Below are 26,564 nucleotides of genomic sequence, written 5' to 3'. Positions count from 1 at the left end.
GCCCTCTCAGGCCGAAAAGATGAGCGGCGTGATCCGGTCCGCTTCGGCCCAGGCCCGGGCCAGCGGCCCGTGCAGGTTGAGCGTCTGCTTCTGGAACACGTCGAGCAGCCAGAACGCCGTCGCGAAAGGGATCGCGAGAACGAAGATCAAGCTGAAATAGAGAAGGAATTCCGTTCCGCGCTTCGAGCGCGCCCGAGGCGGGTTCGAGGTGAAGTCGGTCATGGATTGATACCTCCTGTGGATGGATCGAGGGCCTGAACCGTTTCGAGAACGACACGGTCGGACCCCTTGCGGAGCGCTTCTGCCTCTGCGGCGTCGCGCAACGTCTTGGCTGCGGAAATTCGGGTGAGCACCGGGTGCGACGCGACGATGCGGTCAAGCTCGGCCTGCGCGTCGGGATCCCAGGGAAAGTCGCGTCTGAGGGGCGTGGGCGTCGCCTCGCCCGCATCCATCGCCGCGCCCAGCGGCAGGATGTGGAAGAGCGCGTCGAAGAGCCCGTTGCAAATCTCCTGCAAAAGATACGCGGCTCCCGCATATCCCATGAAGGGTGTGCCGGTATGCCTGCGGATTGCGGCACCGGGGAAGCTTGCCGGGATGAAGGCCGGCTTCGGTCCGTGCCCAGAGCTCATTTCGGCGAGGTACATCTTCTCATTAATCGAACCGAGCACGACGATGGGTCGCGCGCCATGCAGTGTGTCCCGCACGTGGTCGTTGTCAGTCTTTGACCCGGCCTTCCGCTCCACCGCGAGCGCGCAGGGCAAACCCAGATCGCCTTCGAGGTAATTGCGGATACCGCGTGTATAGGTCTCGTTCGCGACGATCGCGAAATTCGCTGTCGCAAAGAAATCCTGAGTGACCGAACGCCAAAGATCCCAGACCGGCTTCAGCGTCGAATGCTTTTCGCGCTCGATGAATGGCTCGGGATCGAGGCCCAGCATCTCGCCGAGTTTACGCAGGAACAGGGTCGTCGATTCCATCCCGATCGGCGCTTGCAGGTAAGGCTTGTCGAGTACCTCGGCGAGGCCGCGACCAAACTCGCGATACATCACGACATTGGCGTCGGCGTTCACGAGGTTCCGCATCTCGGCCAGGTGCGCGCCCAAAGGCATCACCATGTTCACGTCGGCGCCGATCCCTTCGATGAGACGCCGGATTTCCGCGAGGTCGGAGGGCATGTTGAACGTGCCGTACATTGGCCCGAGGATGTTCACGCGAGGTTTTGCGCCGTCCTCGCGTTTCTTTTCGGGCGGCATCCGGCCCTTGGTCATGCCGAATTCGGTGAAGAGCCACGTCATCGCGCGGTCGGCGGCCTGCCACTGATCTTCGTCGATCGTGCGTGGCAGGAACCGCTGAATATTGGTGCCTTGCGGTGTCACGCCGCCACCGATCATCTCGGCGATGGACCCGGTGACGACGACGGCCGGCAGCGCCGGATCGAGCACCTTCCAGGCGCGCTCCATCGCTTCCTCGGTCCCGCGGCCCATCTCTTCCTCGCCAAGCCCGGTCACCACGATGGGCAATTCGTGCGGCGGCAGCGCGTCGGTGTAGTGCAAGACGGACGTCACCGGCAGGTTCTCGCAACCCACCGGGCCGTCGATCACCACCTGCAAACCCTTCACGGCGCAGAAGGCATAGACGGCACCCCAGTAGCCGCCAGCGCGGTCGTGGTCCTGGATCAACATGCCAAGCCCCCCGGAGTTATGCCGAAACAGAGCCTCATATCATACGCTCCGCTTCGGCGCGCTTGGCAGCCTTGTCGAGTTTCTTCTGCTGCTGCGCCCGGAAGTCGGGACGCAGGTTCGGCGCGCCCTCCCAGACACCGGCTGTGTCGCCGTTGCCGACGCCTTCGAAGAATTCTTTCATCCGGTCCATCCGGCCTTTGCCTGCAATCGCGGCATTGACCACTTCGGCCAGGGATCCGGCACCGGCCACGCCCATGAGCGGGCGCGCAGAGATCAGGTTCGTGTAATAAAGACCGGGCACGCCCAACTCCTTCGCCTTCTGGACGACGGGCGTCGTGCCGATGGCGAGGTCCGGCTTGTGTTTGTCCATCGCGGCAAGATCGTCTTCGAGCGACGCGCGGTACTTGACCTGGCATCCATGCGCTTCGAGCCATTCGGCATCGGCTTTTGAGAACCGCGTCTTGGGACAGGCGGTGCCGACATAAGGCACATCAGCGCCGCTCTCGATCAGAAGGCGCGCCACCAGAAGCTCGGAGCCTTCATAGCCCGACAGGGTGATCTTGCCGTTCACCGGGTTGGCCTTGAGCGCGGCTTCGATAGCCGGAAGCGCGGCATCTTTCGCGGCGTCGATCTTGTCCTGCGGAATCTCGAACGTCGCGCCCACAGCCTCGAGCCACGCTTCGGTTCCGTCGCGGCCCACGGGTGCTGAGCCGAGAACGGGACGTCCCGCTGTCTCGAATTCGCGGATTGCAGCGGTGTAGAACGGATGGATTGCGGCGACCGCGGTGCAGTCGAGCGCAGAATACAGCTCCCGCCACTCTCGGCAGGGCACGACTGGCCCGGCGGCGATGCCCATGGGCGCAAGCAGCGCACCGATGGACATCGGGTCTGCCGGGAACATCTCACCCAGAAGGGTCAGCGTCGGGCGATCCGTCACGCGTGCCTCGGGGGCCGGGACCGGTCCAGCGGCCACTTCCTCGCGGGCATACGCCAGCATCGCACCGGCAAGGACGTCCTTTGCTTCGGCATGCGTCGGAATTCCGAAGCCCGGCACGTCGATCCCGACGATCCGCACACCGTTTATCTCTTTCGGCAGAAGGCGGAGCGGGACACCCGAGGCAGTTGGAACGCACAGGTTCGTCACGACGATCGCGTCGAACTTGTCCGGATCGGCCATCTCGTGAACGGAGTCGCGGATATCTTCGAAGAGCTTGCCGGTGACCAGCGTCTCCGAGGAGAACGGCACGTAACCGACCGAACGCCGAGCGCCGTAGAAATGCGAGACGAAGGTCAGCCCGTAAACGCAGCAGGCCGATCCCGACAGAACGGTCGCAACCCGCTTCATACGGAGCCCGACGCGCAGAGAGCCGAAAGCCGGACACATGCTTTGCGGCTTGTCGTGCGGCCCTTGCGGATAATCCTCGGCGTACCGGTCGAGCACCTCGGATGCGCCGGCCTCGCGGGCCGCGCGTTCCAGCTCGGCCCCCGAATGGCAGCCCATCCCCTCTGCAGGGGCGGTTCCGTTGGCGTTATGTTCGGTCTCGTCGGTCAAGGCGACCCCTGTCTCTTCGGTATCAATGGCGCCGGACGTGCGGCTTTGGCTCAGGCTTCGTCGTAGATCACTTCGAGGCTCTTCTTCGGCGCGGCATACTGGCCGCGCATGTCGTCATCGGTCGCGGGCTCGAGCACGACACCCGCACCGACATCCGATCCGTCGAAGAGGTTCAGAAGGCCGTCCTGGTCGAGCGGGGTCGGCCGCACGGGCGGTGCATCCGAGACCTGCTCTGCGAGGCCTGCAAAGAGGCTGCCCCACTGGGATTTGGAGGATCCGACGATCTGATAGTTCGCAGATTTCTTTCGCAGATCGTCGTCCTGCGGGATTGCCGCGAGAACAGGAATGCCTGCGGCCTCCGCGAAGGCTTGCGCCTCGCCCGACCCGTCGTCCTTATTGATCACGAGTCCCGCCACACCGACATTGCCGCCGAGCTTGCGGAAGTATTCGACCGCGGAGCAGACGTTGTTCGCAACATAAAGGGATTGCAGGTCGTTCGAGCCGACGAGGATCACCTTCTGCGCCATGTCGCGGGCGATCGGCAGGCCGAAGCCTCCGCATACGACGTCGCCGAGGAAATCGAGAAGGACGTAGTCAAAGTCCCAATCATGAAAGCCCAGCTTTTCGAGCAGCTCGAAGCCGTGGATGATGCCACGTCCTCCGCAGCCGCGACCGACCTCGGGTCCGCCGAGCTCCATCGCGAAAACGCCGCCCGACTTGAAGCAGACATCCCCGATGGCGACTTCCTCACCGGCGAGCTTCTTCTTGGTCGAGGTCTCGATGATCGTCGGGCACGCCTTGCCCCCGAACAGGAGCGACGTTGTATCGGACTTGGGATCGCAGCCGATCAGAAGCACCCGCTTTCCCTGCTCGGCCATCATGTGGCTGAGATTGGCGAGCGTGAAGGACTTGCCGATGCCGCCCTTGCCGTAGATCGCGATGATCTGCGTCTTGCTCTTGGGCTCCTCGGTCACGATGTCGGCGAGATCCTCGTGCGCCTCGTCGCGCAGTCGCTGGTCGAAGTCCTTAAGGTTAGGGACGTCGTCCTTCATGCGGCTTCCTTCCAATCAATGATCATTTTCAGGCAGGTCGGATCGTCGAACGCGGTCTCGTAAGCCGCGGCGACGTCCGACCGGCTTGAGCGGTGCGTCACCAGCCCGTCGAGCGAGAGAGCCCCGGTTTCGATCAGGCTGCGTGTGGCGAACAGGTCGTCGCGCGTCCATTCGGCGGCGACGCGGAACCGGGCTTCCTTCATGAAGGCCGGCGGAAAGGCGAAAGAGAGCGGCTGTGCGTAGAAGCCCGCGAGCACGATCTCCCCGCCCTTGACGATGCGGCCCACGAGATCGTTCAGGATCGCGCCATTGCCCGAAGCGTCGTAGATGCTTGCGTAGTTGCGGCGCGGATCGTCTTCCGGGCGCACGACCTCGTAGCCTTCGGCACCGCCCATCCGAGCAGGATCGATTTCCCACACGGTCGGGGTTTTGCCGCCTGCTGCCACGGTCAGGCGCGCCAGGAGCCGGCCGAGAACGCCGTGGCCGACGATGAGTTCCGGCAGATCGCAGCGATATCCGGCAAGTGCATGGCGTGCCGTTGCGGCCAGCGCAAGAAGCGCGCCAGTCTCGCCCATACCGGCATCAAGCCGGGTCACGCGATCGCTTGGGGTGACAAGGCGCGTCGCGGCGCCACCGAAGAGGCCGTGCGCATCTTCAAAGCAGGATGCGCCCGGTACGAAGACGATTTCGCCGACTCGGTATCCGGTATTGCCGCCGGCTTCGACCACCTCACCCATCGCCTCGTAGCCAGGGACGAGCGGGTAGCCCATGCCAGGGAACGGAGGCATCTCGCCGGTATAGAAAAGCTTCTCGGTGCCGGTGGAAATGCCGGAATGGCGGATGTCGACCACCAGATCACCCGGACCGGGAGGAACCAGCGACACGTCGGACAGGCCGAGTGTTCTGGGACTGTCGAGCAGTACAGCTTTTGTCTGCATGTCGCGCCTCCCTGTTCCTAATAGACGGGGCATCGCGGCAGACGCCCCGGCGTCTATCTGTCAGACGACTCTGACACCTTTCATGTCAGACTAAAGATACAGCAGAAAGTGTCAACTGTAATAGACAGTTTTGGCATTTCAAGCCGGTTTCCACGCTGTGACGACCGCTGTCACATAGGGACGTATGGGCCTGTGAGCGGTGATTCCCGCAAAACCGGCTTCTGTCAGAAGCGTGATGATTCGCTCCGCACTGCGGGCGCGCCCGGTCTGCATGGCCATCGTGTAGAATGCGAAATAGACATCGCCGTGCCGGTCCGGTCTCTGCCCGCCCGACATCGGTTCGGAGACGAGCAGCTGCCCGCCAGGCGGCAGCGCATCGAATGCCTTGGCGAGCAGATCGCGCACCGTCGCATCTTCATGGTCATAGAGCACGCGCACGAGAGACATCGTATCGAACCCCTCGGGCAGCGGGTCGGATCGAAAGGAGCCCGCGATGAACTCGATGCCGTCCGATTGCGGCGCATCGGCAATGACTTCGGGAAGGTCGAACACACCTATCTCGAGTTTGCTACGACGCTCGCGAACGGCCCGCGCAAAAGCTCCGTGGCCTCCACCAATGTCCAGAAGCCGCTTTTGCCCCTTCAGAGAGACCGTCGCCAGGGTATCTTCGGCGACGAGCGCCTGGCTGTCGGACATCAGCGTGGAGTAATAGCGCGCGCTGGCCGCATCGCCGCCCGCACCTCCGAAAACATAGGGCCAGAACCTTGCCAGTTCCGTATCGACCTCCCCTCGCAACAGCGCGACCGGATCGGACATGTCGCGATAGAACGCGTCGTGATGACGGATCATCCCCTCGAGTCCCGGAACGCCGGTAAGCGCCGCGCCCCGTGTCGTGATACGAAAGGTGTCGCGCTTCCGGTCGAGAAGGCCCAGCGCCGCCGCGGCCTGCAAAAGGATCTCCGTCCGACCGAGGGGCACATTGATCCGGCGGGACAGTTCGGACGCAACCAAGGGACCTTCCATCGCGTGGTGAAGGATCTCAAGCTCGACGACCGCCCGAAGCACCTGGCTCGCAACGAAACCCTGAACGAGATCGAAGAGCGCCGCACCTTCCTGACGCACATGGCCTCGAACGCCCGGAATTCGCGCCGCCCATAGCTGAAAGCCGGGCTTCGCCGCCAATCTCGCCAAGCGGGTACGAAGATCCGGCCCGCCTTTGCGGCGCACGGGGTCTTCGGCCGTGGCAGTCATTGTGTCAGACCCGCACCGGGTTCAGGCCGGGTGTCAGGCGTTCGGCCTGCATCCGCACCATATGCGCCAGGGATGCCTCGCCGGGACAAGACGGGATGGAGGCAATCGCGCCGGATAGAATGTCGCCAAGACGGCGCACCGCACCGTCGACGCCCAATTCGCGAACCGCGTTCGGACGGTTGTGCAGCTCATCCTGATGTGCGGGCTTGCCGAGGCTCGCCTCGCTACCAAGCGCGTCCCGCAGATCGTCGGCAACCTGGAAGGCCGCCCCGATCCGGGCGCCAAGCTCGTACCACGGCTCGGCCTCCTGCCCAGCTGCAAGCGCGCCCATCTGCGTCGCAGCGATGAAGAGCGCGCCCGTTTTGGAGAGGTGGTAAGCGTCGAGGTCGATCTCGGGTTCGCTCTCCCACCCCTGCCCGGCACAAATGCCGTGTGGCATCCCCGTCCGGCGGGCGAGCGCGGTCACAAGCGGCGCTACCCGGTCCGGCGCTTTAGGTGCGACGCGGGCGAGCGTTTCGAACGCCATCACGATGAGCGAATCGCCGGTAAGGACCGCGAGCGGTTCGGAATAAGCCTTGTGGACCGTGGGCTTGCCACGCCGGAGATCCGCATCGTCAAAACACGGCAGATCGTCATGAACGAGGCTGGCACAGTGAATGAGTTCGAGGGCGGTTGCAGCAGCATCCGTGGCGGCTGGCTGATCGTCCCCGCAAGCGAGCGCCACGGAGACAAGGATCGTCGGCCGGATCCGGGCGCCGCCCGGCGTGCAGGCATAAACCAAGGCCTCGGAGAGCTGCCGGGGGGCGGCAAGCCCGCCCTGCCCCCGCGCCAATGTCGCCATGATCGCGGTGTCGATCCGTTGGTGGATGTCCATGTTGCGGGCGCTCCTTCCGGCGATCTGACGATCACGATTTACACCTTACTGTAAACCACACTGGACACATTCATGGATCGAGTCAACAATTCCACCTGTGATGCCTTCATCCGACAAATGTGCCTCACGCCGCTCTGATCCGATTGTCGTGATCGGTGCCGGTGTAGGTGGACTGTCCGCCGCGTTGTCCCTCGCAGCGGCGGGTGAGCGTGTGCTCGTTCTCGAAAAGGAAGCGCAGCCCGGCGGCAAGATGCGTCAGGTCGACGGAGTCGATGCTGGGCCGACCGTTCTGACACTTGCCTGGGTGTTCGAGGAGATCTTCGCCAAAGCAGGAACACGTCTGTCGGATCATGTGAGGCTGACGCGGCAAGAGGTTCTCGCGCGGCATTTCTGGCGCGATGGTACTGTCCTCGACCTATTCGCCGATCCAGACAAAAGCGCGCAAGCAATCCGGGAGACGTCCGGCGATCAGGGCGCGCGTGAATTCCGCGCATTCTCTGACCGTGCGCGCCGTCTGTTCGATGCGTTTCTCGGTCCAATGATGCTGACGCCCAGGCCAAGCTTGCCGCGCCTGGTCTCGACCGTTCTGGCTCAGCCGCGCCTCATGCGCGACATGGGATTGGGCCGGAGCCTTGAGGGCCTTCTGCGGAACAGTTTTACCGACCCGCGCCTGCGGCAACTCTTCGGACGTTACGCAACCTATGTCGGCGGCGATCCAAGCAAGACCCCGGCGCTTTACGCTCTTATCTGGCACGCGGAAGAGCAAGGCGTCTGGGCGGTCGACGGTGGATTGTCGGCCCTGGCAGCGGCAATGTCCCGTCAGATCGAGGCGTGCGGTGGAGAGATCCGATATGACGCGACTGTCGCTGAAATAGAGACTGACGGGCACGCTGCCTCCGGTGTGCGATTGCATGACGACTCGCGTATCAAGGCATCCCGCGTCATCTTCAACGGAGATCCCCGCGCGCTCGCGGTTGGTGCGCTGGGCAATTCCGTCCGCTCCGCGGTCGGGCGGCTGGCCGAAAAACCACGCTCCCTTTCGGCGCGTGTCTGGGCATTCTCGGCTAAAGTCGAGGGTCCGCCAATCTGCCATCACAACGTGTTCTTTCGCAGCGATCCTGGTCCGGAATTCGCCGATATCGCCTCCGGGCGCGCAACCTTCGATCCAACTCTCTACGTTTGTGCCGAGGATCGTGGCGGGACTCTTCCACCGCCGGCACGCGAGCGCTTCGAAATCATCATCAACGCGCCTCCGCTTTCATCCCAGCCTCCTGATACAGAGGATTTTGCCCAATGTCTGACACGGACATTCGAAACGCTTCGGGCTTTCGACGTGAGCTTCGATCGAGCGCCGCCGGCCAGCGCGCTCACGACCCAAGCGGAGTTCGAGACCTTGTTTCCCGCGAGCCTCGGTTCGCTCTACGGGCAGAGCCCACACGGGTTCACATCGGCGCTGTCCCGGCCGACAGCCCGCAGCCGGATACCGGGGCTTTATCTCTGCGGGGGCGGGGTCCATCCGGGGCCGGGCGTTCCAATGGCAGCACTTTCCGGGACGCACGCGGCCGGGGCGATCATGCAGGACCAAACTTCAACATCGCGGTCCCACCCAATGGCTATGCGTGGTGGTACGTCGACGGGATCAGCGCGGACGGGCAACGTGCCATCTCGGTCATCGCCTTCATAGGATCGGTTTTTTCACCTTGGTACCGATGGTCCGGTCGGCGCGATCCCGAAAATCATGTCTGCATGAATGTTGCGACCTACGGACCCGGCGGACGGTTCACAATGACAGATCGCGGACGCAGCGCTCTGCGTCAGACCAAGGATATGCTCCGCATCGGTCCGTCCAAGATGGGCTGGAACGGAAAGCATCTCGTCGTGGAGATCGACGAAATCACGGCGCCACCGCAATTCGCCCGAGTGCGTGGCACGGTCCGGCTCACACCCAGTGCGATCACCGATCAGGAATTGCCATTGACCGAAGACGGTGCCCATGTCTGGCGACCCTTCGCGCCGATCGCGCAGATCGAGGTCGATATGGAAGCCCCGGGTTGGCAGTGGGCAGGGCATGGATATTTTGATGCCAATTTCGGAATTCGGTCGCTAGAGGAAGATTTCTCCTACTGGACATGGGGTCGGTATCCCACGCGGGATGGGACAACGTGTTTTTACGATGCTGTGCGTCGGGACGGGAGCACATTGGCGCAGGCCGCGAGATTTGACGCCTCTGGCGATGTGTCGGACATTGAACCACCTCCCCGCCGGAAGATCGGCAAGTCACTGTGGCAAGTGAAGCGCGAGACGCGCGGCGATGACGCCTCGCATCCGAAACAGATCATGAACATGCTGGACGCGCCGTTTTATTCCCGCTCGGTCATGAAAACGCGGCTAGATGCGGAGGACGTGATAGGCGTGCATGAGGCGCTCGATCTCAGACGCTTTTCCAAGCCGTGGCTCAAGCCGATGATCGCTTTGCGGGTGCCGCGCCGTCCGGGTTGGCGTTTCGACAGCGATCAATCAGCGTGATTGCACCGGCGGGTTCGCGGCGACATCGGGATTGCGGCGCCAGACCGACAGGTTCAGGGCACCCGCGACGCTGACCCATAGCAGATACGGGATAAAGAGCAGTCCCGCGATCCAATCGACGCCCCAGAATACGTAGACCGACGCGGCGACCGACAGCCAGAGCAGCGATAAGACAAGCATCCCGCCCCGAATTCGCTTCAGGCCGAAGAAGACAGGTGTCCAGAGGCCGTTCAGCGCGATCTGTAGCGCCCAAAGCGCCATCGCCATTCCGTTTCCGTCGGACAGGGCAAGCCGCGCACCGGCAATCGACAGGAAAATGTAAAGCGTCGTCCAGACAACCGGAAAAGCCCAGTCGGGCGGCGTCCAAGTCGGCTTGTCGAGATCCCGATACCACGGGCCTGGCGGGAAGATTGCGCCGGTCGTACCAGCCGCAAAGCAGGCACCGAGAAAGATGAGGAACAGGATCCAGAACATTCGCGTCAGTTAGGACGCGCGGTCCCCGCAATCAAGGCTGCCTGACGCGCCCTATCGTTTTCAGCGAGATCCGAGAGAGTCGCGAAGAGCTGATCCGACCGGGACCATACGTGACTGCGCCGCGCTGCGGCCTCCACCAGAAAGCGTGTCTCGTCGAGAGGGCGCGCGAACAGGACCGGCGAACGGGGAGAGACCGACGACAAAAGTGTGCGGCCCGCGGACAAGCACAGCCACGCCGACTTCTGCGCGCGTGTCGTGCGTGCGCGTGTCGAGATACTGTCGAAGCCCGTGCTCGCGAGCCGGCCCCCGATACCGTCATAGATATGACGTGCCGCGAAGATGCCGGCGCGGCAATCGAGCGGGAGAACACCAATACCTGCTTCAGCCCGGTGATAGAGGCGCGTGGCCTCGGCCAAAAGCCGCTTCACTATGCGGCGGGTGCCCGCGTTGGCATCGGGGTTGGAAAGAAAAAGTTCCGGGTCGATGCCTTGCGCGGTGAGCCAGTCCGTCGGCAGATACAGCCGCCCGGCCCGTGCATCTTCACCCACATCCCGCGAGATATTCGTGAGCTGCATCGCAACGCCCAAATCCGCAGCACGCGCCAGCGCGTGTGGGTCGCGGACGCGCATGAGCACGCACATCATCACGCCAACGGTCGCGGCGACACGGGCGGAATAGGCTCGTAGATCAGACAGGGTCGCGTAGCGCCGGCCCGTCGCATCCCAGCCCAGACCTTCGAGCAGCGCCTCGGGAACGGCACGCGGCATGTCGAAATCCTCGACCACCGCGGCGAAAGCCCGGTCGGGCGCGGCATTTTCCGGGCGGCCGGCATAGACGCGATCCAGCCGATCGCGCAGCCGCAAGACCGCATCGGCCTTGTGCTCATTCAGGTCGACCGCGTCGTCCGCAAGTCTGCAGAAGGCATAGAGTGCGAGTGCCGGGTCACGCACGCGGGACGGCAGAAGCCGGGACGCTGCATGAAATGAAAGCGAACCATGCCGTATGGCTTCGCGGCAGGCGGCCATGTCACGCTCTGCTATCACCTCGGCACCTCGTGCGGCATCGGCACCAACTGCTCCAGCACCTCTGCAGAGGACATCACGCCAGGCAGCCCCGCGCCCGGATGCGTCCCCGCCCCGACGAGGAACAGGTTCTCGGCCTCCTCGCTGATATTGTGCGGGCGGAACCAGGCGCTTTGCAGGATGCGTGGCTCGATCGAGAAGCCCGTGCCGAAAGGCGCATTATAGCGGTCCTTGAAATCGACTGGCGTCAGGATTTCTTCAGGTCCGAGATGTTCGGACAATCCGGGAAGAAGCTGTGCCTCGAGAACGTCCAGCATCTTTTTGCGATAGCGGTCCCGCTCGACAGTCCAATCGACACCGTTGTCGTGACCAAGGTGCGGCACCGGAGAAAGGACGTAAAACGTGTCGTCGCCTTCTGGTGCGGCACTCGGATCGGTCGCACTCGGCCGATGCACGTAAAGCGACATGTCATCAGAGAGTTTACCGTTCAGGAAGATATCTTGCACGAGACCCTTGTATCGCGGCCCGTTAAGGATCGTGTGGTGGCCGACATCGCGCCACGTTCCGCGCGTACCCTTGGTGCCGAAATACCAGACGAACAGACCCATTGACCAGCGCGAGCGATCAAGCTTGGAATCGGTCCAGCGCTTGCGGGGGCGGTTTCGCAAAAGGTGGGAATAGGTCCAGCCGGCATCCGCATTCGAGACGACGAGATCGGCAGAGACGATCTCGCCACCCGCAAGCCGCACTCCTGAGGCACGATCACCTTTGAAGAGGATCTCGTCCACTTCCTGGCCCATACGCACGATGCCGCCTTGCGAATGGATGATCTCGGCCATGACCCGCGCGATTTCGGCCACGCCGCCCATCGCGTAATGCACGCCGAATTCCTTTTCGAGATGGCTGACGAGAATATACATCGAGGTGACGTTGAACGGATCGCCGCCGATAAAGAGCGGGTGGAAGGAAAGCGCCATGCGCAACCGCTCATCCTTCACCCGGCGCGCGGCATGGGCGTAAACGGATCGGTCGGCGCGCATCCGGGCAAAGGTCGGAAGAACGGCGACAAGGTCGCGAAAGCGATGCAGCGACCGGCGTCCGAGGTCTTCGAACCCGAACCAGTATCGCGCCGCGCTGTCGGACAGGAACTTGTAGTATCCATCGACATCGGAGGGCGACAGGCGACGGATTTCCTCGACCATGCGGTCGGTATCCCCGGATGCCGAAAAGTGCGATCCATCAGGCCAACGGATTTCGTAAAATGGATCGAGCGAACGCAGGTCGATATCGTCGTCGAACTTGCGGCCACATGCAGCCCAAAGCGCGCGAAAGACCTGCGGCACGGTCACGATGGTCGGTCCCAGATCGAAGCGATGCCCGTCTTTCCAAATCGCGGAGCCGCGTCCGCCCGGCACATCGAGCTTGTCGAACACGCTCAGCCTGTAGCCCATCGCACCAAGCCGCATCGCCGAGGCCAGCCCGCCAAGGCCGGCGCCGATGACAACCGCGTGCGGGGCATTCGTCAGTCGCGCCGCGGTAGCGAGGGTCGGATCGATCCGTGTCATGAATGCAGACTATAGGTGTAAACTTTAGCTGACAATACAAACCGTCAGAGGTGGCGAGCTGCCGAAGATCTTTCCTATCCGTGCAAACTGTGTCAGGCTGAGTTTACAGTCATGGAATCCACGATGCAGTGCGTCAGCCTTTCCCTGTTCCGTTTCGACGGCGTCGCGGCCCGGTCCTGGGCTTTTGCGATGATGGGTGCCGCACGTCCGTCCATGGCCCGCGTCCCGGGGCTGAGGTTCTGGAAGCTCTGCGGATCCGGTACTGGCGAGGGCTTCACCCCGTTTCCCAATACCGCCGTTTACGCCGTGCTTGGCGCTTTCGAGAGCGATTCGGCAGCGCGAGAGGCGACGAAGACGGCACGGGCCTGGCGGCTCTTCCGTTCACGCGCCAGCGAAGATTGGACTCTGTTCCTTCGACCGATTTCCGCCCGTGGTGCCTGGTCCGGCGAGGCTCCGTTCCGCATCGCAGAAGATAGCGGTGACGGGCCCATCGCTGCGCTCACCCGCGCCACGATCAAACCATCGGTCGCGGCGCGGTTCTGGCAGCGCGTTCCGGATATCAGCGAAGTGATCGGTTCAGATCCCAACGTCCTGTTCAAGATCGGGATCGGCGAGGTGCCGCTTTTGCATCAGATCACGTTCTCGGTCTGGCCGGACGCGGAGAGTATGGCACAATTCGCGCGAAACGGTGGACCGCATTCCGACGCAATCAGGGCCGTGCGGACCGGTGCGTGGTTTCGCGAAGAACTTTATGCGAGGTTTCGTATCGTCGGAGAGATGGGTCGTTGGCCCGGTATCGACGCCCGGCTCGCACCTGATCCAGCCCCCTTGGAGGCCACCATATGAGATACGCATTCCCATTCTCGGCCATTGTCGGTCAGCATCGCATGAAACAGGCGATGATCCTGACGGCGGTCGATCCGGGCATCGGCGGTGTCCTCGTCTTCGGGGATCGCGGCACAGGAAAATCGACGGCCGTACGTGCACTGGCAGCGCTTCTTCCGCCAATTCAAGCAGTCGAAGGAAGTGCGACGAACGCAGAATCGCCCGAGGATGTGGCCGAGTGGGACCGCATGGCAGGAACCGAGATGGTGGATAAGCCGACCCCGGTCATCGATCTGCCCCTCGGGGCGACCGAGGATCGTGTCGTCGGCGCGCTCGATATCGAGCGGGCGATCACCCACGGCGAAAAGGCCTTCGAGCCCGGCCTCCTTGCTCGTGCCAACCGCGGGTATCTCTATATCGACGAGGTTAATCTTTTGGAGGACCACATCGTCGATCTTCTGTTGGACGTGGCACAGTCGGGCGAAAACGTCATCGAGCGTGAAGGCTTGTCCGTGCGCCACGACGCGCGTTTCGTCTTCGTCGGCTCCGGCAATCCTGAGGAGGGAGAGCTCAGGCCACAGCTTCTGGATCGGTTCGGTCTCTCGGTCGAAGTGCGCTCGCCCTCCGATATCGAAGAGCGGATCGAGGTCATCAGGCGGCGCGCCGCGTTTGAAAGCAATCCCGAAGCGTTCGTCTCGAAATGGGCTGGGGACGATGCTGCAATCCGCGACGATATTCTCCGCGCTCGGAAAGCTCTGGGCGATGTCGAAACCGGAACGCCTGCCTTGCGCGACTGTGCCGAATTGTGTCTGGCGCTGGGTTCTGACGGTCTCAGAGGGGAGCTGACGCTTCTGCGGACCGCCCGAGCACTTGCAGCCCTCGAAGACGATGGCGAGGTGACACGGAAGCATCTTCGGGACGTCGCGCCGATGGCTCTATCGCATCGCCTGCGGCGCGATCCTCTGGACGAAGCTGGCTCCACGGCACGGGTTGAACGGTTATTGCACGACGTTCTGGCATGAAGCAGGACCGCACCGAGGCATGGATCGCCGGACATCTGGCGCTGTCCCTCCTTGCGGTCGACCCGGCGGGACTCGGCGGGTTGCGGTTGCGTGCGCGCGCCTCGCCTGTGCGAGATGCGTTTCTGGATGCAGCGCCCGACATGCTGCGACCGTTTTTGCGTATCACACCGGCCATGGCCGACGAGGCGTTGTTCGGCGGGACCGATATCGCCGAAAGCCTCTCGCAAGGGCGATTGGTGGTGAGGAAGGGTGTGATTGCACAATCCGGCACGCGCCTTGTGACCATGTCCGAAAGGCTCTCGCGCGGACGGGCGACTCGTTTGGCGCAGGTGATGGATGCGCGCCCGTCCGACGCGACGCTTCTTCTTGACGAAGGGATCGACGGCGAGGCTGCGCCAATGGCGCTCTGCGATCGACTTGCGTTCGAGATCGACCTCGATGGCGTCAGAACGGTGGATCTGGGCGAGCTTGCCCTTGGAGCCGCCGATATTTCTGCGGCGCGCGAACGCCTCGAGAAGATTACGCTGCCGGACGAGACGCTGACAGACCTCGTCGTGACCGCCGCGCGCTACGGGATCGCATCGCTGCGTGCGCCACTTTTTGCCTTGGCCGCCGCACGGGCGCATGCGGCTCTGTATCGGCGGAACTCCGTGATGGAGGATGATCTGATCGCCGCAGTTCAGCTCGTCTACGCACATCGCGCCACGATGATGCCGGAGGACGACTTCGAAACGGACACCCCCGAGGAGGATCCGGCCACGCCCGAAGAGCAGGACGAAAGCGACAGCCGCGAGACTGGCATCCCCGACGACTTGTTGATCGATGCTGTGCGCGCGGTTCTTCCAGAGGGGGCGCTTTCCGCACTGAGCGGGCAGGGCGCACAAAGGTCTGGCCAGGGCGCAGGCGGCGCAGGATATCGCCGCAAGGGCAACCGGCGTGGTCGGCCGCTTCCATCGATTGCGGGAATGCCCTCGTCAGACAGCCGGCTCGATCTCGTGGCAACGCTTCGAGCAGCCGCGCCATGGCAGAAGATGCGCCGGGCAGCAGAGCCGGAACGATCCGGCCTGATCCTGAGTCGGTCCGATTTCCGGGTAAAGCGATACGAGGAACGTTCGGACCGGCTCATCATCTTCGTTGTCGATGCCTCGGGATCTTCCGCGATGACCCGGTTGGCTGAAGCAAAGGGCGCGGTCGAGACCCTGTTGGCAAACGCATATGCGAGTCGCGATCACGTCGCGCTCGTCTCGTTTCGCGGAAGGGATGCCCAGCTTCTCCTGCCCCCGACCCGGTCTCTGGTCCAGGCGAAACGGGCGCTCGGCGGTTTGCCGGGCGGGGGCGGAACGCCCCTGGCATCAGGCCTCAAGGTCGCGGCCGACGTGGCTGAACGTGCGCGAGGGCAGGGGCTCTCGCCGTCAATCGCGGTGATGACGGACGGGCGAGCAAATATCGGTCTCGAGGGCGAGGGCCGGAAGGCGGCGATGACCGATGCGGCACTGATGGCTCGGAGGATCGCAGCTATGGCGCTGCCTGCACTCGTGCTCGACACAAATACGCGTGCGAAATCGGACTTGTCGGACCTCGCGCGGCAGATGGGTGCGACCTACATGCCGCTCCCGCGGGCGGATTCCGCAAGTATCTCGAAATCCGTGACAGATGCGCTCCGATCCTGAACTGCCTGCAGATTGGCCGCTTCGCCACGCGTCACGTTTCGTCCGGTCACGCCCACATGCCTGGCATGTTCAAGACGTGGGCGATGGGCCAACTTTGTTGTTCCTGCATGGCGCAGGCGGATCGACCCACACTTGGCGCGACGTTCTTCCTGCGCTCAAGACGCATCGCGGCATCGCGATCGATTTGCCGGGACACGGGTTCACGAGGCTTGGCGCGCGGCAGAGATCATCACTCGAATGCATGGCGGAAGATATCGCGCAGCTCGCTGCGAAGGAGGGATGGGACATCCGGGGGATCGTCGGCCATTCCGCAGGCGGCGCGGTCGCGCTGCGTTTGTCGACAAAGCTGCCGGGCACGCCACCCGTCGTCGCGATTAACCCCGCGCTTCAACCGTTCGATGGTGTAGCAGGGCTGCTGTTTCCAATGGCGGCGCGCACGATTGCGACTATGCCATTCGCTGTCGATATCATTCGCAGGACCCTTGTCGCACCTGAGCGCGCACGGCAACTTCTGGCTGGAACAGGCTCTAAAATCGACGCGAAGGGCGTTGCGCTGTATGCCCGTCTTCTCCGCGAGAGAAGCCATGTCGAAGGTGCGCTTCTGATGATGGCGCAATGGTCCTTGGACGGGCTTCTGGCGGATCTGCCGAAACTGGAAACGCGAGCTCTGCTTCTGACCGGCGCAAATGATCGCACGGTTCCGCCCATAAGCGCGGTGCAAGCGGCGGCCAGGATGCGGGACGCACAGGTCGAAAGCCTCGACGGTCTCGGGCATCTCGCAAACGAGGAAGCCCCGGAGGACGTAGCTCGGCGGATCGAAGCGTTTCTGAGCGATCCCGCTTGAAGCCGGCGCATCCTTACCGCATGTGATCATTCATGTCTCTGGTTTCATTCCTGCGCGGGAACGCGCCCTGGCTCGCGGCAGGCGCGATGCTCACCTTCCTGTCGAGTTTCGGGCAGACATTCTTCATTTCGATCTTCGCCGGCGATATCCGGGAGGCGTTCGATCTGAGCCACTCGAGCTGGGGCGCGATCTATGCCGCCGGTACGACAGCTTCCGCAGTGGCGATGGTCTGGGCCGGGGGTCTGACGGACAGGTTCAGAAGCCGGGCGCTCGGCGCGGCCATCCTCGTTGCGCTGGCGGCCTCGTGCCTCTTCATGGCGGTAAACACCGCTGCTGCGCTGCTGCCATTCGCGATTTTCGCGCTGAGATTCGCTGGGCAGGGTATGACGTCGCATATCGCGATGGCGGCGATGTCTCGTTGGTTCATAGCCACGCGGGGGCGGGCACTCAGCATAGCCGGTCTCGGCGTTACTGTCGGAAATGCGCTGCTGCCGATCGCGTTCGTTGCACTTATGGCGGTGTTCGATTGGAGAGCACTGTGGATGATCGCGGCAGCCATCGCGCTTTTGGGCGTGCCGCTGCTGCTGACGTTGCTGCGGACGGAACGCACGCCGCAATCCTTCGCGGCAGAAAGCGCCGGGGCATTCGGAATGGGTGCCCGGCATTGGACGCGGCTCGAAGCGCTCCGTCATCCGCTGTTCTGGTTGATGGTTCCCGCGCTGCTGGGCCCGCCGGCATGGGGCACTGCGTTCTTTTTCCAACAGGTACATTATGCGGAGGTCAAAGACTGGCCGCTCATCGCGATTGTTTCGTGGCTGCCCCTTTTTACCGCGGTGACCGTGGGCGCGATGCTCGCCTCTGGGTGGGCGATCGACCGCTTCGGCGTCGCGAAGGTGTATCCGACGGCGCTCTTGCCCTCCGTTGCGGCCTTCTTCGTCTTTGCAACCGCCGCCGACCCGCTTCACGTTGGCCTCGGGCTTGTCCTTCTCGGCATGACGCAAGGAGCCCAATCGACACTTCCGGCCGCATTCTGGGCGGAATTCTACGGAACGCGGCATATCGGGGCGATCAAGGCAATGGGTGCCGCCGTGATGGTTTTCGGCACTGCGATCGGACCGGGCGTCACAGGCTATCTGATCGATTTGGGCGTCGGCATCGAGACCCAATATCTTGCAATGGCGGTCTATTTCCTCGGCGCGACGGGAATCATGATCCTCGGTCTTGCACGGTTCCGGACGGAAACTCCGAGCTCAGCGGAGACGGCGTAGGTAGACGTAGTATGCGCCGCCGCCGCCATGGCGGATATGGGCCTCGCTGATCTGGAGCACGGCCGTCACCAGAGGCGGCATCCGTAGCCATTGCGGCACCTGCGTTTTTAGAACGCCGCGACGGCGCGGCGCCGGATCGTAAGGATCTTCCCGTTGGCCCTTACCGGTTATCACGAGAACGAGGCGGTGCCCGCGCGCCTGGGACGCGAAAATGAAGCGCGTAAGCGCGGGATGCGCCCGGTCGAGAGTCATGCCATGCAAGTCGAGCCGGGCATCGGGTTTGAGCTTGCCGCGCTTCATCCGCGTGAAGGCCTTGGAATCCATCTGTACCGGGTCGCGGTCGAGGCGCGATGTCGTTGTGTCGGGCGGACTCCAGGTCTGGGGCGACCCACTCCCTTTCTGGCCGATTTGAAAATCGGGCAGGGGAGAAGGGCTGGTCTGCGCCGGAGGCGCGCGCCTCGGCTTAGGGGTGTCGTCCTTGCGGGCGAATTTACCTTGCGTGTCGAGCCGATTGGCGGACCGCGCCACCTTTCCCCAAAGCTCGAGCTCTTCAGGCCGGACCTTCCGTCGGCTCATAAAGTCGGATCCGGCAAAAGCGCATAAGCGCGCTGGATCGGCAAGAGCACGAACATCCGGCCAGGATCCTTGAGACTACCGGCCCACTGGCCCGCCTCGGCGCCGGTCCCCGCGAAGATGTCCGCGCGCTGCGCGCCCTTTATCGCCGATCCGGTATCTTGGGCGACCATCAGGCGGCGCATGACATCGCGCCCGTCCTTCTCGATCCAGACCGGCGCGCCAAGCGGGGTATAGGCCGGGTCCACCGCGATGCTGCGCATGGGCGTGATGGAGCGGTTCATCGCGCCGAGCGGCCCTTTGTCCGCGGGGACTTCGCTGACTTCCCGAAAAAAGACGTAGGATGGGTTGTGCAGAAGCAGTTCTTCGCCTTGGAGAGGATTCTCGCGAACCCACTTCTTGATGCGGTCGGCGGAGACCTCATGCTCGGAAAAGGTTCCGCGGCGGATCAGTTCGAGACCGATGGACCGGTATTCGTGACCATTCGCACCGCCATAGCCGACCCGGATCGTGCGTCCATCTTGCAGACGGATGCGGCCTGACCCCTGTACCTGCAGGAAGAACAACTCCACCGGATCGTCGACCCACGCGATCTCCAATCCGCGCCCGGTCATGGCATCACCGGTCAGGATATCGCGGCGCGTGAGCCAGGGCCGGGTTTCCTCGGCTTCGCGCGGCATACGATAAAGGGGCCACCGAAACCGGGGAGACGGCCGCGTAGAGCCATCGAGTTCGGGTTCGAAATAGCCGGTGAACAGCGCCTCATCCGAGCCATGTGTGATCCGAACGGGTCGGAAGAAGAGCTCGAAGAAGGCGCGTGGATCGGGATTGTCGCCGGCTGCGCGGCAAAGCGCACGCCAATCGGGATCGTCGAGATCCCGGCAGGTCTCGCGGAACGTTTGGAGTGCGCTCGCATGATCATCATTCTCCCACCCGTCAAGATCAGAGAATTCCATGATGTCGTAGGTCGGCCCCGCCTCCTCGGCAGAGCCTTTACCGGGAAGCGGGCCGGCCATGACGAGCGCGATCGCGGCCAGCGTCCGGATCATTCGCCCGTGGCGACGAGCTGCCAGTTGGGGTCGTCGCTGCCCATCACGCGTGCAAACGTCCAGACGTCGCGCTGCCTTTTGATCTTGGATGGGCTGCCTTCGACCAAGGTGCCCTCCTGATCGTAGACTGCGAAGGTCAGCTCGCCGATATAGCGCACGGTCAATTCGGCCTCTCGGGTATCGGGATCGAAGGTCGCTTCCTCGAGCGCGGTTTCACGGACGCCGACGAACTCGGCCTCGACGGTCAGTCCTTGCTCTTCCCGCGCGCCGACGCCTTGAGCGAAGCTTTCGAAAACCTCGTCGGACAGGAACGGCTTGAGATCATCGATCTTGCCGGTCTCGTAGCCCATGAGGATCATCTCGTAGGCGCCACGCGCACCGCCCAGGAACTCACCGACGGAAAAGCTCGGCTCGAGCCGTTTCATCTCTGTCAGAGCCTTGGCGCTTTCAGACCCTTCCGGCACATGATCGACGATATCGGGATCGGGCCCGCCCTCGATCACCTCGAAATCGCGGCGGTCGTTTTGGGGTGCGGACTTGCGCTCCGATGCCGGCCGTTCAAACCCCTCGCGGGTGCCGAGCACGTTCTTCAACCGCAGGATCAGGAACAGCGCGATGCCTGCAAGGACGAGGAGCTGAAGAATAGGCGAATTCATGTGACCTCACGGGTAAGATGTAGAACCGTTCAAGTTCCGTTCCTATGTAGGCAGTGGACGTCTTCAAGTCCACCAATCCGGGACGGTCCCCGGGGAAAGGTTTTTGTGATGTGGCTCCTGATTGCCTTCATTGCGGTTCCGCTGATCGAAATCGCGCTGTTCATTCAGGTCGGAGGGCTGATCGGTTTGTGGCCAACGCTGCTTATCGTCGTGCTGACCGCGATGCTGGGCACGTATCTTGTGCGCTCTCAAGGGGCGTCGGCGCTCGCGGACCTACGCGGCTCGTTCAACGATTTGCGCGATCCGACCGAGCCCTTGGCGCATGGCGCGATGATTCTTCTTGCCGGGGCGCTCCTCTTGACGCCGGGTTTCTTCACCGACGCGTTCGGTTTCGCATTGCTGACGCCGCCCTTCCGCAAGGCTGCGATTGAATATGCGAGGAAACACGTGAAGGTGCAGCGCTTTGAAATGGGGGGAGGGCGGCCCGGCCCGGACCCGCGGGATCCGCGCGCCAGGCGGCCGCAGCAGGGGGACGACGTGATCGAAGGGGAATATTCCGAGGTCGATCCGTCGAAGCGTCCGACCCATCCCGGTTCGTCCGGATGGACCAAGCATTGAGCTAGACCTCGCGGCTTGGTAGGTCGTGACGCGATACAATGATCGTCATGCGAAAGGACATTGCCGATGAGCGATGCGTCAACCAACGAAGGAACAGGCAACGGCGCCGCGCAGCCGCCGGCCCAGCCGAAGATGAACGTGCTCGCCCAGTACATTCGCGATATGTCGTTCGAGAACGTGCTGGCCCAGAAGGGCGCGACCGGAGAAACGCAGCCGGATATCCAGGTTCAGGTCAACCTTGATGCGCGCAAGCGGCAGACCGAGAACCAGTACGAAGTTCTGATGAAGCTCAACATCACGAACAAGTCCAAGGCGACCGGCGATACGCTGTTCCTGCTGGAGCTCGACTATGCTGGCGTATTCCAAGTCGAAAATGTTCCCGACGACCAGCTGCACCCGTTTCTTTTGATCGAATGCCCACGCATGCTTTTCCCGTTCGCGCGCCGGATCGTCGCGGACGTGACGCGGGACGGGGGCTTTCCGCCGCTGAATCTCGAAACGATCGATTTTATCGCGCTCTACCGCGCGGAAATCCAGCGGCGCCAGCAGGCACAGGCATCGCAGCCAGCCGAAGGTCAGGCGTAATCGTCAGCTGCGGTTCCAGAGGGCATTTTCGCCCAGTGTTTCAAGGAAGGCGGCATGTGCCGCCTTTTCTTTGTCCGTGATCCGGGGCGGCAAGGGATCCGGCCGGCGATAGGGCCGCCAATCAGCTTCGGCGGCGACAGAGGGGCCCGATCCCTGTCCGGCGGTGAGGCCGAAATCAGGCTGCTTGCCGCCGATCAGTTCAAGATAGACTTCCGCCAGAATTTCGCTGTCGAGCAGCGCGCCGTGCAAGGTACGGGAGGCATTGTCGATTCCAAAGCGCCGGCAAAGCGCGTCGAGGGAAGCCGGGCTGCCGGGAAATTTTCGCCGCGCGATGTCGAGCGTGTCGATCGCCTGGTCCCACGGCAGTTTCGGCCGATTGACCCAGCCAAGCTCCGCATTGAGAAATTTCATATCGAACGCGGCGTTGTGAATGACGAGCTTCGCATCGCCCACGAAGGCGAGGAAATCATCCGCGATCTTGGCGAAGACCGGTTTATCACGAAGGAAGTCGTCGCCGAGGCCGTGAACCTCGAACGCTTCCTGCGGCATGCCACGTTCGGGATTGATGTATTGATGATAGGTTCGGCCGGTCGCGACGTGGTTCCAAAGCTCCACCGCGCCGATCTCGACGATACGATCACCAGATTGCGGGTCAAAGCCGGTGGTCTCGGTATCAAGGACGATTTCGCGCATGGTCAGAGCCGTTTTTCTATCTCGGTGAGGACAGTTTGCACGTCCTGTCGCGCGGTCTCAAGATCGTGGGTTCGGATCGTGAAGTCGGCACGATCTAGCTTGTCCTCGATCGGCATCTGCTTGGCGAGTATCGCCTCAAAATCCGCGTCGTTCATCGTGCCGCGCTCCAGGACACGGCGTCTTTGAGTTTCACGTGAAACATACACGCAAGCCGTCGCATCCATCTCGGCTTGGCTGCCAGTCTCGAAAAGGAGCGGGATGTCGAAAACGGCGATGCGGGCATCTGTTCTGCGCGTGAAGTTTTCCCGATCCTGACGCACCAAGGGATGCACGATGCTCTCAATCCGGCCGAGAGCGGACGGATCCTCGGCGATGATCGAGCGCAAGGCCGTTCGGGAGACCTCTCCATCCTCTATCGCTTTCGGAAAAGCGGATGACATCGCCTCCACCGCTGCGCCGTTTTTGGCATAAAGTCGGTGGACGGCTGCATCCGCGTCCCAAATTGCGCATCCCGCCTCAGCGAAAAGGCCAGCCGTCGTCGTCTTGCCCATACCAATGGAGCCTGTCAGTCCAAGTTTGAACGTCATCGCAGGACAGCCGCGCGCGTTGCTTCATCGACTTCGGGGCGATGCCCGAACCAACGCTCGAAGCCGGGCACGGCCTGATGCAGAAGCATGCCCAGACCGTCGACTGTCTGGCATCCCATTTCGGAGGCGACGCGCAGAAGCCGGGTTTCGAGAGGAGCGTAAACGAGATCGGTCACGAGCGATTTTGTGTTCAGACCATCGAGAGGCACGCGCAGTTCTGGGTGACCGACCATACCAAGCGAGGTCGTGTTCACCACGGTCGCCGCATCGTCGAGCACGTTGCCAGCCCGGACCCAGTCAACGACCCGGACGCGGGTACCCAGGTCTTGAGCAAGCACTTCTGCGCGGTGGCGGGTCCGGTTGGTCAGGACGATCTCTGGCACGCCCGCATCGAGGAGCGAAGCGAGAACGGCTCGCGCCGCGCCACCGGCGCCAAAGACGACGGCCGGGCCGGCTTGCGGCACCCATCCATCCGCATTCTGCCGCAGGTTCTCAAGAAAGCCATATCCATCTGTGTTATCGGCATGGATGCGGCCATCTTTCCGAAAGATAAGGGTGTTTGCGGCTCCGATCAGGGCGGCGCGATCTGTCACGAGATCGGCAAGATCCAGAACCTTTTCCTTGTAGGGGATAGTCACATTCAAACCCACGAACCCAAGCTGGGGCAGGAGTTTCAACGTGTCAGCCAGCTTGTCTGACGGCACATCCATCGGAATGTAATGGCCCTGAATACCGTACTTGCGAAGCCAATGGCCGTGCAGCCGCGGAGAGCGCGAATGCGCGATCGGCGAGCCTATAACGCCGGCCAGGGGAATGCGCTGTGCGGTCATCCGGGCAGGTCTCCTCTGAGCGTAAGGTAGTTCAGGAGTTCGAGAAGAGGCAGACCCAAAACCGAAAAGTAATCGCCCTGCACCTGCGCGAAGAGCCGTGCGCCTTCTTCCTCGAGCTTGTAGCAGCCGACCGAGTCGCGGGCGCTGTCCCAGTTTCGCTCAAGATACTCGTCGAGATACGCATCTGAAAAGTTTCGCATCGTCATGCGTACTTGACCGATATGACGCCAGACAGGCTCACCCGCGTCATAGAGAACCGCAGCGGAGAGGAGCATGTGGGTTTTCCCGCGAAGCTCCATGAGTTGCGAGCGCGCCTCATCGCGGGTCTGTGGCTTGCCGAATATCGTGTTCGCGTGGGTGAGAACCTGATCGCACCCCAGAACAAGCGCGTCCGGCTCCTTATCCGAAGCTTTCCGGGCTTTCATCTCGGCCAGCGTGTCGGCGACATCGCGCGCCGGGGCCACTTCCGCTGCGAGGCTTTCCCGGATCGCATCTTCATCAAGCCGCGCGGGCACGATTCGATGGGTCACACGCGCCTGGTGCAGCAACCGGGATCGAATTTCGGAGGCAGAGGCCAGAACGAGGTCACGATGCATGTGGATAACCGTCTGAAAGAGACATGTATCTTCGTGCGGATCCTTCTGTTCAAAAAGTACTTCTTGTTCAAGCCGGGGATGAATTCAAAGGTTCTTGTGATCCTTCAGGCCTGTCATGCCTGTTGGGGGCAGGATAAGTCGGTCTCAGGTCATGCTTGTGAAAGAAACGTTTAGTGCACGGGTTTATCCACAATACTCCATACGTAGATCCCCTTTAAGCCTATGTTATCATTATAAATATTCTTCTTCTTTCCAACTTTCTCTACTTCTCCAATGTTTTGTACCATCAGCTTGATCACGTGGATATTGGGTGGGTAAGCCAAGTATCCCCAGCTAGATGCGATGCCTTCATCAAACTTCATCTTTTCTTAATACCTTATTATATTTGTGCTGATCATGAGCCCAGCCAATCTCTCGGCAGATTGACACGGACAGCGTCCGGGACTAGCAGGGTCTCTGACCGGTCCCGGTCAGGACTTCCCATGATCTATCTTAAGGAATGCTGTGGCGCTTACCGCCACGCATCGCTGTCTGCATGAACCTTGAAAAACTCAACCTGTCCGATCTCAAGGCACAATCGCCGAAGGATCTTCTTGCGCTCGCCGAAGAGCTTGAGATCGAGAACGCGTCGACGATGCGTAAGGGCGAGATGATGTTCCAGATCCTGCGAGAGCGGGCTGATGAAGGCTGGGATATCTACGGCGATGGCGTGCTTGAAGTGCTCCAAGACGGGTTTGGCTTCCTTCGGTCGCCTGAGGCGAATTATCTTCCGGGCCCGGACGACATCTATGTGTCGCCGGATATGATCCGTAAATTCTCGCTCAGGACGGGAGATACGATCGAGGGCCAGATCAAGGCGCCTGAGGATAACGAGCGCTATTTCGCGCTGATGGATGTCACGCAAATCAATTTCGAACTGCCCGAGCGCGCGCGTCACAAGATTGCCTTCGACAACCTCACGCCGCTTTATCCGGATGAGCGGTTACAAATGGAGATCGAGGATCCGACCATCAAGGACCGTTCTGCCCGGATCATCGATCTCGTCGCCCCGATCGGAAAAGGGCAGCGCTCCCTGATCGTTGCGCCTCCAAGGACGGGTAAGACCGTTCTGATGCAGAATATCGCGAGTTCTATCGAGAAGAATCATCCCGAGTGCTACCTGATCGTCCTTCTGATCGATGAGCGGCCGGAAGAGGTCACGGATATGCAGCGCTCCGTGAAGGGCGAGGTCATCTCCTCCACCTTTGACGAACCGGCGACGCGTCACGTAGCGGTCAGCGAAATGGTCATCGAGAAAGCCAAGCGCCTTGTCGAACACAAGCGCGACGTCGTCATACTTCTCGATTCGATTACGCGTCTGGGCCGGGCCTTCAACACGGTCGTTCCGTCTTCGGGGAAAGTCTTGACCGGTGGCGTTGATGCCAATGCCCTCCAACGGCCGAAGCGTTTTTTCGGCGCGGCGCGAAATATCGAGGAAGGCGGATCCCTGACCATTATCTCGACCGCGCTGATCGATACGGGCAGCAGGATGGACGAAGTGATCTTTGAAGAATTCAAGGGGACGGGCAACTCGGAGATCGTTCTCGACAGGAAGATCGCAGATAAACGCGTCTTCCCGGCCATCGATATTCTGAAGTCCGGTACTCGGAAGGAAGAGCTCTTGGTCGACAAGGGCGATCTTCAGAAAACCTTCGTACTTCGCCGGATCCTCAACCCGATGGGGACGACGGACGCGATCGAATTCCTTCTGTCCAAGTTGAAGCAGACCAAGACGAATTCCGAGTTCTTCGATTCGATGAATACCTAATCACG

The 26,564-nt window shown here is 62.1% G+C and carries 27 protein-coding genes; 10 read left to right on the top strand and 17 right to left on the bottom strand.

Features of this window, described 5'->3' with window-relative positions:
• Window positions 1-6: 6 nt before the first annotated feature.
• The 7 genes from pufQ to BM171_RS02285 form a co-directional block, all read right to left on the bottom strand.
• On the bottom strand, window positions 7-222 hold the full coding sequence (gene pufQ / locus BM171_RS02315) for a cytochrome PufQ (protein WP_093009159.1): 216 nt from the start codon (window positions 220-222) through the stop codon (window positions 7-9).
• The gene (gene bchZ, locus BM171_RS02310; RefSeq protein ID WP_093009158.1) at window positions 219-1,682 is read right to left on the bottom strand and encodes a chlorophyllide a reductase subunit Z; all 1,464 of its coding nucleotides are present in this window, start codon (window positions 1,680-1,682) and stop codon (window positions 219-221) included. The genes pufQ and bchZ overlap by 4 nt, the downstream gene beginning before the upstream one ends.
• A 34-nt stretch (window positions 1,683-1,716) precedes the next feature.
• Window positions 1,717-3,183 (bottom strand): chlorophyllide a reductase subunit Y, encoded by a 1,467-nt coding sequence (gene bchY / locus BM171_RS02305; RefSeq protein ID WP_093009157.1) that lies wholly within the window; start codon window positions 3,181-3,183, stop codon window positions 1,717-1,719.
• 101 nt (window positions 3,184-3,284) lie between these two features.
• A complete protein-coding gene (locus BM171_RS02300) occupies window positions 3,285-4,286 on the bottom strand; it encodes a chlorophyllide a reductase iron protein subunit X (protein ID WP_093009156.1) in 1,002 nt (333 codons plus the stop codon).
• A complete protein-coding gene (bchC, locus tag BM171_RS02295; protein ID WP_093009155.1) occupies window positions 4,283-5,224 on the bottom strand; it encodes a chlorophyll synthesis pathway protein BchC in 942 nt (313 codons plus the stop codon). The genes BM171_RS02300 and bchC overlap by 4 nt, the downstream gene beginning before the upstream one ends.
• A gap of 138 nt (window positions 5,225-5,362) precedes the next feature.
• Window positions 5,363-6,475 carry a methyltransferase gene (locus tag BM171_RS02290; RefSeq protein WP_093009154.1) on the bottom strand — a complete coding sequence of 371 codons (1,113 nt, stop codon included), beginning with the start codon at window positions 6,473-6,475 and terminating at the stop codon, window positions 5,363-5,365.
• Between the two features lie 4 nt (window positions 6,476-6,479).
• Window positions 6,480-7,349, bottom strand: a complete 870-nt coding sequence (locus BM171_RS02285; protein WP_093009153.1) for a polyprenyl synthetase family protein — start codon at window positions 7,347-7,349, stop codon at window positions 6,480-6,482.
• A 100-nt stretch (window positions 7,350-7,449) separates the two neighbouring features.
• Here BM171_RS02285 and crtD point away from each other — a divergent pair, with 100 nt between their 5' ends.
• Window positions 7,450-9,033, top strand: a complete 1,584-nt coding sequence (gene crtD / locus BM171_RS02280) for a 1-hydroxycarotenoid 3,4-desaturase CrtD (RefSeq protein ID WP_093009152.1) — start codon at window positions 7,450-7,452, stop codon at window positions 9,031-9,033.
• Window positions 8,988-9,875: a carotenoid 1,2-hydratase gene (gene crtC / locus BM171_RS02275; protein ID WP_093009290.1), complete on the top strand. Its 888-nt coding sequence runs from the start codon at window positions 8,988-8,990 to the stop codon at window positions 9,873-9,875. Before crtD ends, crtC begins: the two co-directional genes overlap by 46 nt.
• Here crtC and tspO read toward each other — a convergent pair.
• From tspO to BM171_RS02260, 3 genes are read right to left on the bottom strand one after another with little or no spacing between them, the layout of a single operon-like run.
• Window positions 9,867-10,349, bottom strand: coding sequence for a tryptophan-rich sensory protein TspO (tspO, locus tag BM171_RS02270; protein ID WP_093009151.1), 483 nt, complete (start codon window positions 10,347-10,349; stop codon window positions 9,867-9,869). The genes crtC and tspO overlap by 9 nt on opposite strands.
• 5 nt (window positions 10,350-10,354) lie before the next feature.
• Window positions 10,355-11,392: a 15-cis-phytoene synthase gene (gene crtB, locus BM171_RS02265; protein WP_093009150.1), complete on the bottom strand. Its 1,038-nt coding sequence runs from the start codon at window positions 11,390-11,392 to the stop codon at window positions 10,355-10,357.
• Window positions 11,389-12,936, bottom strand: a complete 1,548-nt coding sequence (locus BM171_RS02260; protein WP_093009149.1) for a phytoene desaturase — start codon at window positions 12,934-12,936, stop codon at window positions 11,389-11,391. The genes crtB and BM171_RS02260 overlap by 4 nt, the downstream gene beginning before the upstream one ends.
• A gap of 111 nt (window positions 12,937-13,047) precedes the next feature.
• Here BM171_RS02260 and crtA point away from each other — a divergent pair, with 111 nt between their 5' ends.
• Genes crtA through BM171_RS02235 form a run of 5 tightly spaced genes read left to right on the top strand, consistent with a single transcriptional unit; the run spans window position 13,048 to window position 18,565 of the window.
• Entirely contained in the window at window positions 13,048-13,782 is a 735-nt protein-coding gene (crtA, locus tag BM171_RS02255; protein ID WP_245760159.1) for a spheroidene monooxygenase, read from the top strand.
• On the top strand, window positions 13,779-14,783 hold the full coding sequence (gene bchI / locus BM171_RS02250) for a magnesium chelatase ATPase subunit I (protein WP_093009148.1): 1,005 nt from the start codon (window positions 13,779-13,781) through the stop codon (window positions 14,781-14,783). Before crtA ends, bchI begins: the two co-directional genes overlap by 4 nt.
• On the top strand, window positions 14,780-16,453 hold the full coding sequence (locus BM171_RS02245) for a magnesium chelatase subunit D (RefSeq protein ID WP_093009147.1): 1,674 nt from the start codon (window positions 14,780-14,782) through the stop codon (window positions 16,451-16,453). Before bchI ends, BM171_RS02245 begins: the two co-directional genes overlap by 4 nt.
• A complete protein-coding gene (gene bchO, locus BM171_RS02240) occupies window positions 16,437-17,297 on the top strand; it encodes an alpha/beta fold hydrolase BchO (protein ID WP_093009146.1) in 861 nt (286 codons plus the stop codon). The genes BM171_RS02245 and bchO overlap by 17 nt, the downstream gene beginning before the upstream one ends.
• A 32-nt stretch (window positions 17,298-17,329) precedes the next feature.
• A complete protein-coding gene (locus BM171_RS02235) occupies window positions 17,330-18,565 on the top strand; it encodes an MFS transporter (RefSeq protein ID WP_093009145.1) in 1,236 nt (411 codons plus the stop codon).
• Here BM171_RS02235 and BM171_RS02230 read toward each other — a convergent pair.
• Genes BM171_RS02230 through BM171_RS02220 form a run of 3 tightly spaced genes read right to left on the bottom strand, consistent with a single transcriptional unit; the run spans window position 18,548 to window position 20,843 of the window.
• Window positions 18,548-19,141, bottom strand: a complete 594-nt coding sequence (locus tag BM171_RS02230; protein WP_093009144.1) for a Smr/MutS family protein — start codon at window positions 19,139-19,141, stop codon at window positions 18,548-18,550. The two genes, BM171_RS02235 and BM171_RS02230, sit on opposite strands and share 18 nt — an antisense overlap.
• The gene (mltA, locus tag BM171_RS02225) at window positions 19,138-20,187 is read right to left on the bottom strand and encodes a murein transglycosylase A (RefSeq protein WP_093009143.1); all 1,050 of its coding nucleotides are present in this window, start codon (window positions 20,185-20,187) and stop codon (window positions 19,138-19,140) included. The genes BM171_RS02230 and mltA overlap by 4 nt, the downstream gene beginning before the upstream one ends.
• Complete coding sequence (locus tag BM171_RS02220; RefSeq protein ID WP_093009142.1) at window positions 20,184-20,843, bottom strand: Tim44/TimA family putative adaptor protein; 660 nt, start codon at window positions 20,841-20,843, stop codon at window positions 20,184-20,186. Before BM171_RS02220 ends, mltA begins: the two co-directional genes overlap by 4 nt.
• Before the next feature lie 108 nt (window positions 20,844-20,951).
• On the opposite strand from BM171_RS02220, the gene BM171_RS02215 reads away from it, so the two are divergent.
• The gene (locus tag BM171_RS02215; RefSeq protein WP_093009141.1) at window positions 20,952-21,461 is read left to right on the top strand and encodes an FxsA family protein; all 510 of its coding nucleotides are present in this window, start codon (window positions 20,952-20,954) and stop codon (window positions 21,459-21,461) included.
• Between the two features lie 66 nt (window positions 21,462-21,527).
• Window positions 21,528-22,046: a protein-export chaperone SecB gene (gene secB, locus BM171_RS02210; protein ID WP_093009140.1), complete on the top strand. Its 519-nt coding sequence runs from the start codon at window positions 21,528-21,530 to the stop codon at window positions 22,044-22,046.
• 3 nt (window positions 22,047-22,049) lie between these two features.
• Here secB and dnaQ read toward each other — a convergent pair whose 3' ends face one another.
• Genes dnaQ through BM171_RS02190 form a run of 4 tightly spaced genes read right to left on the bottom strand, consistent with a single transcriptional unit; the run spans window position 22,050 to window position 24,752 of the window.
• Window positions 22,050-22,739: a DNA polymerase III subunit epsilon gene (gene dnaQ / locus BM171_RS02205; protein ID WP_093009139.1), complete on the bottom strand. Its 690-nt coding sequence runs from the start codon at window positions 22,737-22,739 to the stop codon at window positions 22,050-22,052.
• Between the two features lie 2 nt (window positions 22,740-22,741).
• Entirely contained in the window at window positions 22,742-23,326 is a 585-nt protein-coding gene (coaE, locus tag BM171_RS02200; protein WP_093009138.1) for a dephospho-CoA kinase, read from the bottom strand.
• A complete protein-coding gene (locus BM171_RS02195) occupies window positions 23,323-24,156 on the bottom strand; it encodes a shikimate dehydrogenase (protein ID WP_093009137.1) in 834 nt (277 codons plus the stop codon). The genes coaE and BM171_RS02195 overlap by 4 nt, the downstream gene beginning before the upstream one ends.
• A complete protein-coding gene (locus BM171_RS02190) occupies window positions 24,153-24,752 on the bottom strand; it encodes a Maf family protein (RefSeq protein ID WP_093009136.1) in 600 nt (199 codons plus the stop codon). Before BM171_RS02190 ends, BM171_RS02195 begins: the two co-directional genes overlap by 4 nt.
• A gap of 535 nt (window positions 24,753-25,287) precedes the next feature.
• Between BM171_RS02190 and rho the strand changes: the two genes are divergently transcribed.
• On the top strand, window positions 25,288-26,559 hold the full coding sequence (gene rho / locus BM171_RS02185; protein WP_093009288.1) for a transcription termination factor Rho: 1,272 nt from the start codon (window positions 25,288-25,290) through the stop codon (window positions 26,557-26,559).
• Window positions 26,560-26,564 lie beyond the last annotated feature (5 nt).

The organism is Roseivivax halotolerans (genome assembly GCF_900115815.1).
Taxonomy (GTDB): domain Bacteria; phylum Pseudomonadota; class Alphaproteobacteria; order Rhodobacterales; family Rhodobacteraceae; genus Roseivivax; species Roseivivax halotolerans.
Note: the sequence above shows the minus strand (reverse complement) of the source record. Positions and strands in the feature narration are given on the sequence as shown.

Coding starts and splice junctions, on each gene's coding strand:
- BM171_RS02285 (WP_093009153.1), bottom strand. CDS start 7,349: ATGGACATCCACCAACGGATCGACACCGCGATCATGGCGACATTGGCG.
- coaE (WP_093009138.1), bottom strand. CDS start 23,326: ATGACGTTCAAACTTGGACTGACAGGCTCCATTGGTATGGGCAAGACG.
- BM171_RS02230 (WP_093009144.1), bottom strand. CDS start 19,141: ATGAGCCGACGGAAGGTCCGGCCTGAAGAGCTCGAGCTTTGGGGAAAG.
- BM171_RS02235 (WP_093009145.1), top strand. CDS start 17,330: ATGTCTCTGGTTTCATTCCTGCGCGGGAACGCGCCCTGGCTCGCGGCA.
- BM171_RS02245 (WP_093009147.1), top strand. CDS start 14,780: ATGAAGCAGGACCGCACCGAGGCATGGATCGCCGGACATCTGGCGCTG.
- crtA (WP_245760159.1), top strand. CDS start 13,048: ATGGAATCCACGATGCAGTGCGTCAGCCTTTCCCTGTTCCGTTTCGAC.
- pufQ (WP_093009159.1), bottom strand. CDS start 222: ATGACCGACTTCACCTCGAACCCGCCTCGGGCGCGCTCGAAGCGCGGA.
- bchO (WP_093009146.1), top strand. CDS start 16,437: ATGCGCTCCGATCCTGAACTGCCTGCAGATTGGCCGCTTCGCCACGCG.
- rho (WP_093009288.1), top strand. CDS start 25,288: ATGAACCTTGAAAAACTCAACCTGTCCGATCTCAAGGCACAATCGCCG.
- bchC (WP_093009155.1), bottom strand. CDS start 5,224: ATGCAGACAAAAGCTGTACTGCTCGACAGTCCCAGAACACTCGGCCTG.
- BM171_RS02300 (WP_093009156.1), bottom strand. CDS start 4,286: ATGAAGGACGACGTCCCTAACCTTAAGGACTTCGACCAGCGACTGCGC.
- BM171_RS02190 (WP_093009136.1), bottom strand. CDS start 24,752: ATGCATCGTGACCTCGTTCTGGCCTCTGCCTCCGAAATTCGATCCCGG.
- BM171_RS02215 (WP_093009141.1), top strand. CDS start 20,952: ATGTGGCTCCTGATTGCCTTCATTGCGGTTCCGCTGATCGAAATCGCG.
- mltA (WP_093009143.1), bottom strand. CDS start 20,187: ATGATCCGGACGCTGGCCGCGATCGCGCTCGTCATGGCCGGCCCGCTT.
- secB (WP_093009140.1), top strand. CDS start 21,528: ATGAGCGATGCGTCAACCAACGAAGGAACAGGCAACGGCGCCGCGCAG.
- crtD (WP_093009152.1), top strand. CDS start 7,450: ATGCCTTCATCCGACAAATGTGCCTCACGCCGCTCTGATCCGATTGTC.
- BM171_RS02195 (WP_093009137.1), bottom strand. CDS start 24,156: ATGACCGCACAGCGCATTCCCCTGGCCGGCGTTATAGGCTCGCCGATC.
- BM171_RS02290 (WP_093009154.1), bottom strand. CDS start 6,475: ATGACTGCCACGGCCGAAGACCCCGTGCGCCGCAAAGGCGGGCCGGAT.
- dnaQ (WP_093009139.1), bottom strand. CDS start 22,739: ATGCGCGAAATCGTCCTTGATACCGAGACCACCGGCTTTGACCCGCAA.
- bchY (WP_093009157.1), bottom strand. CDS start 3,183: ATGGGCTGCCATTCGGGGGCCGAGCTGGAACGCGCGGCCCGCGAGGCC.
- BM171_RS02220 (WP_093009142.1), bottom strand. CDS start 20,843: ATGAATTCGCCTATTCTTCAGCTCCTCGTCCTTGCAGGCATCGCGCTG.
- bchI (WP_093009148.1), top strand. CDS start 13,779: ATGAGATACGCATTCCCATTCTCGGCCATTGTCGGTCAGCATCGCATG.
- BM171_RS02260 (WP_093009149.1), bottom strand. CDS start 12,936: ATGACACGGATCGATCCGACCCTCGCTACCGCGGCGCGACTGACGAAT.
- bchZ (WP_093009158.1), bottom strand. CDS start 1,682: ATGTTGATCCAGGACCACGACCGCGCTGGCGGCTACTGGGGTGCCGTC.
- tspO (WP_093009151.1), bottom strand. CDS start 10,349: ATGTTCTGGATCCTGTTCCTCATCTTTCTCGGTGCCTGCTTTGCGGCT.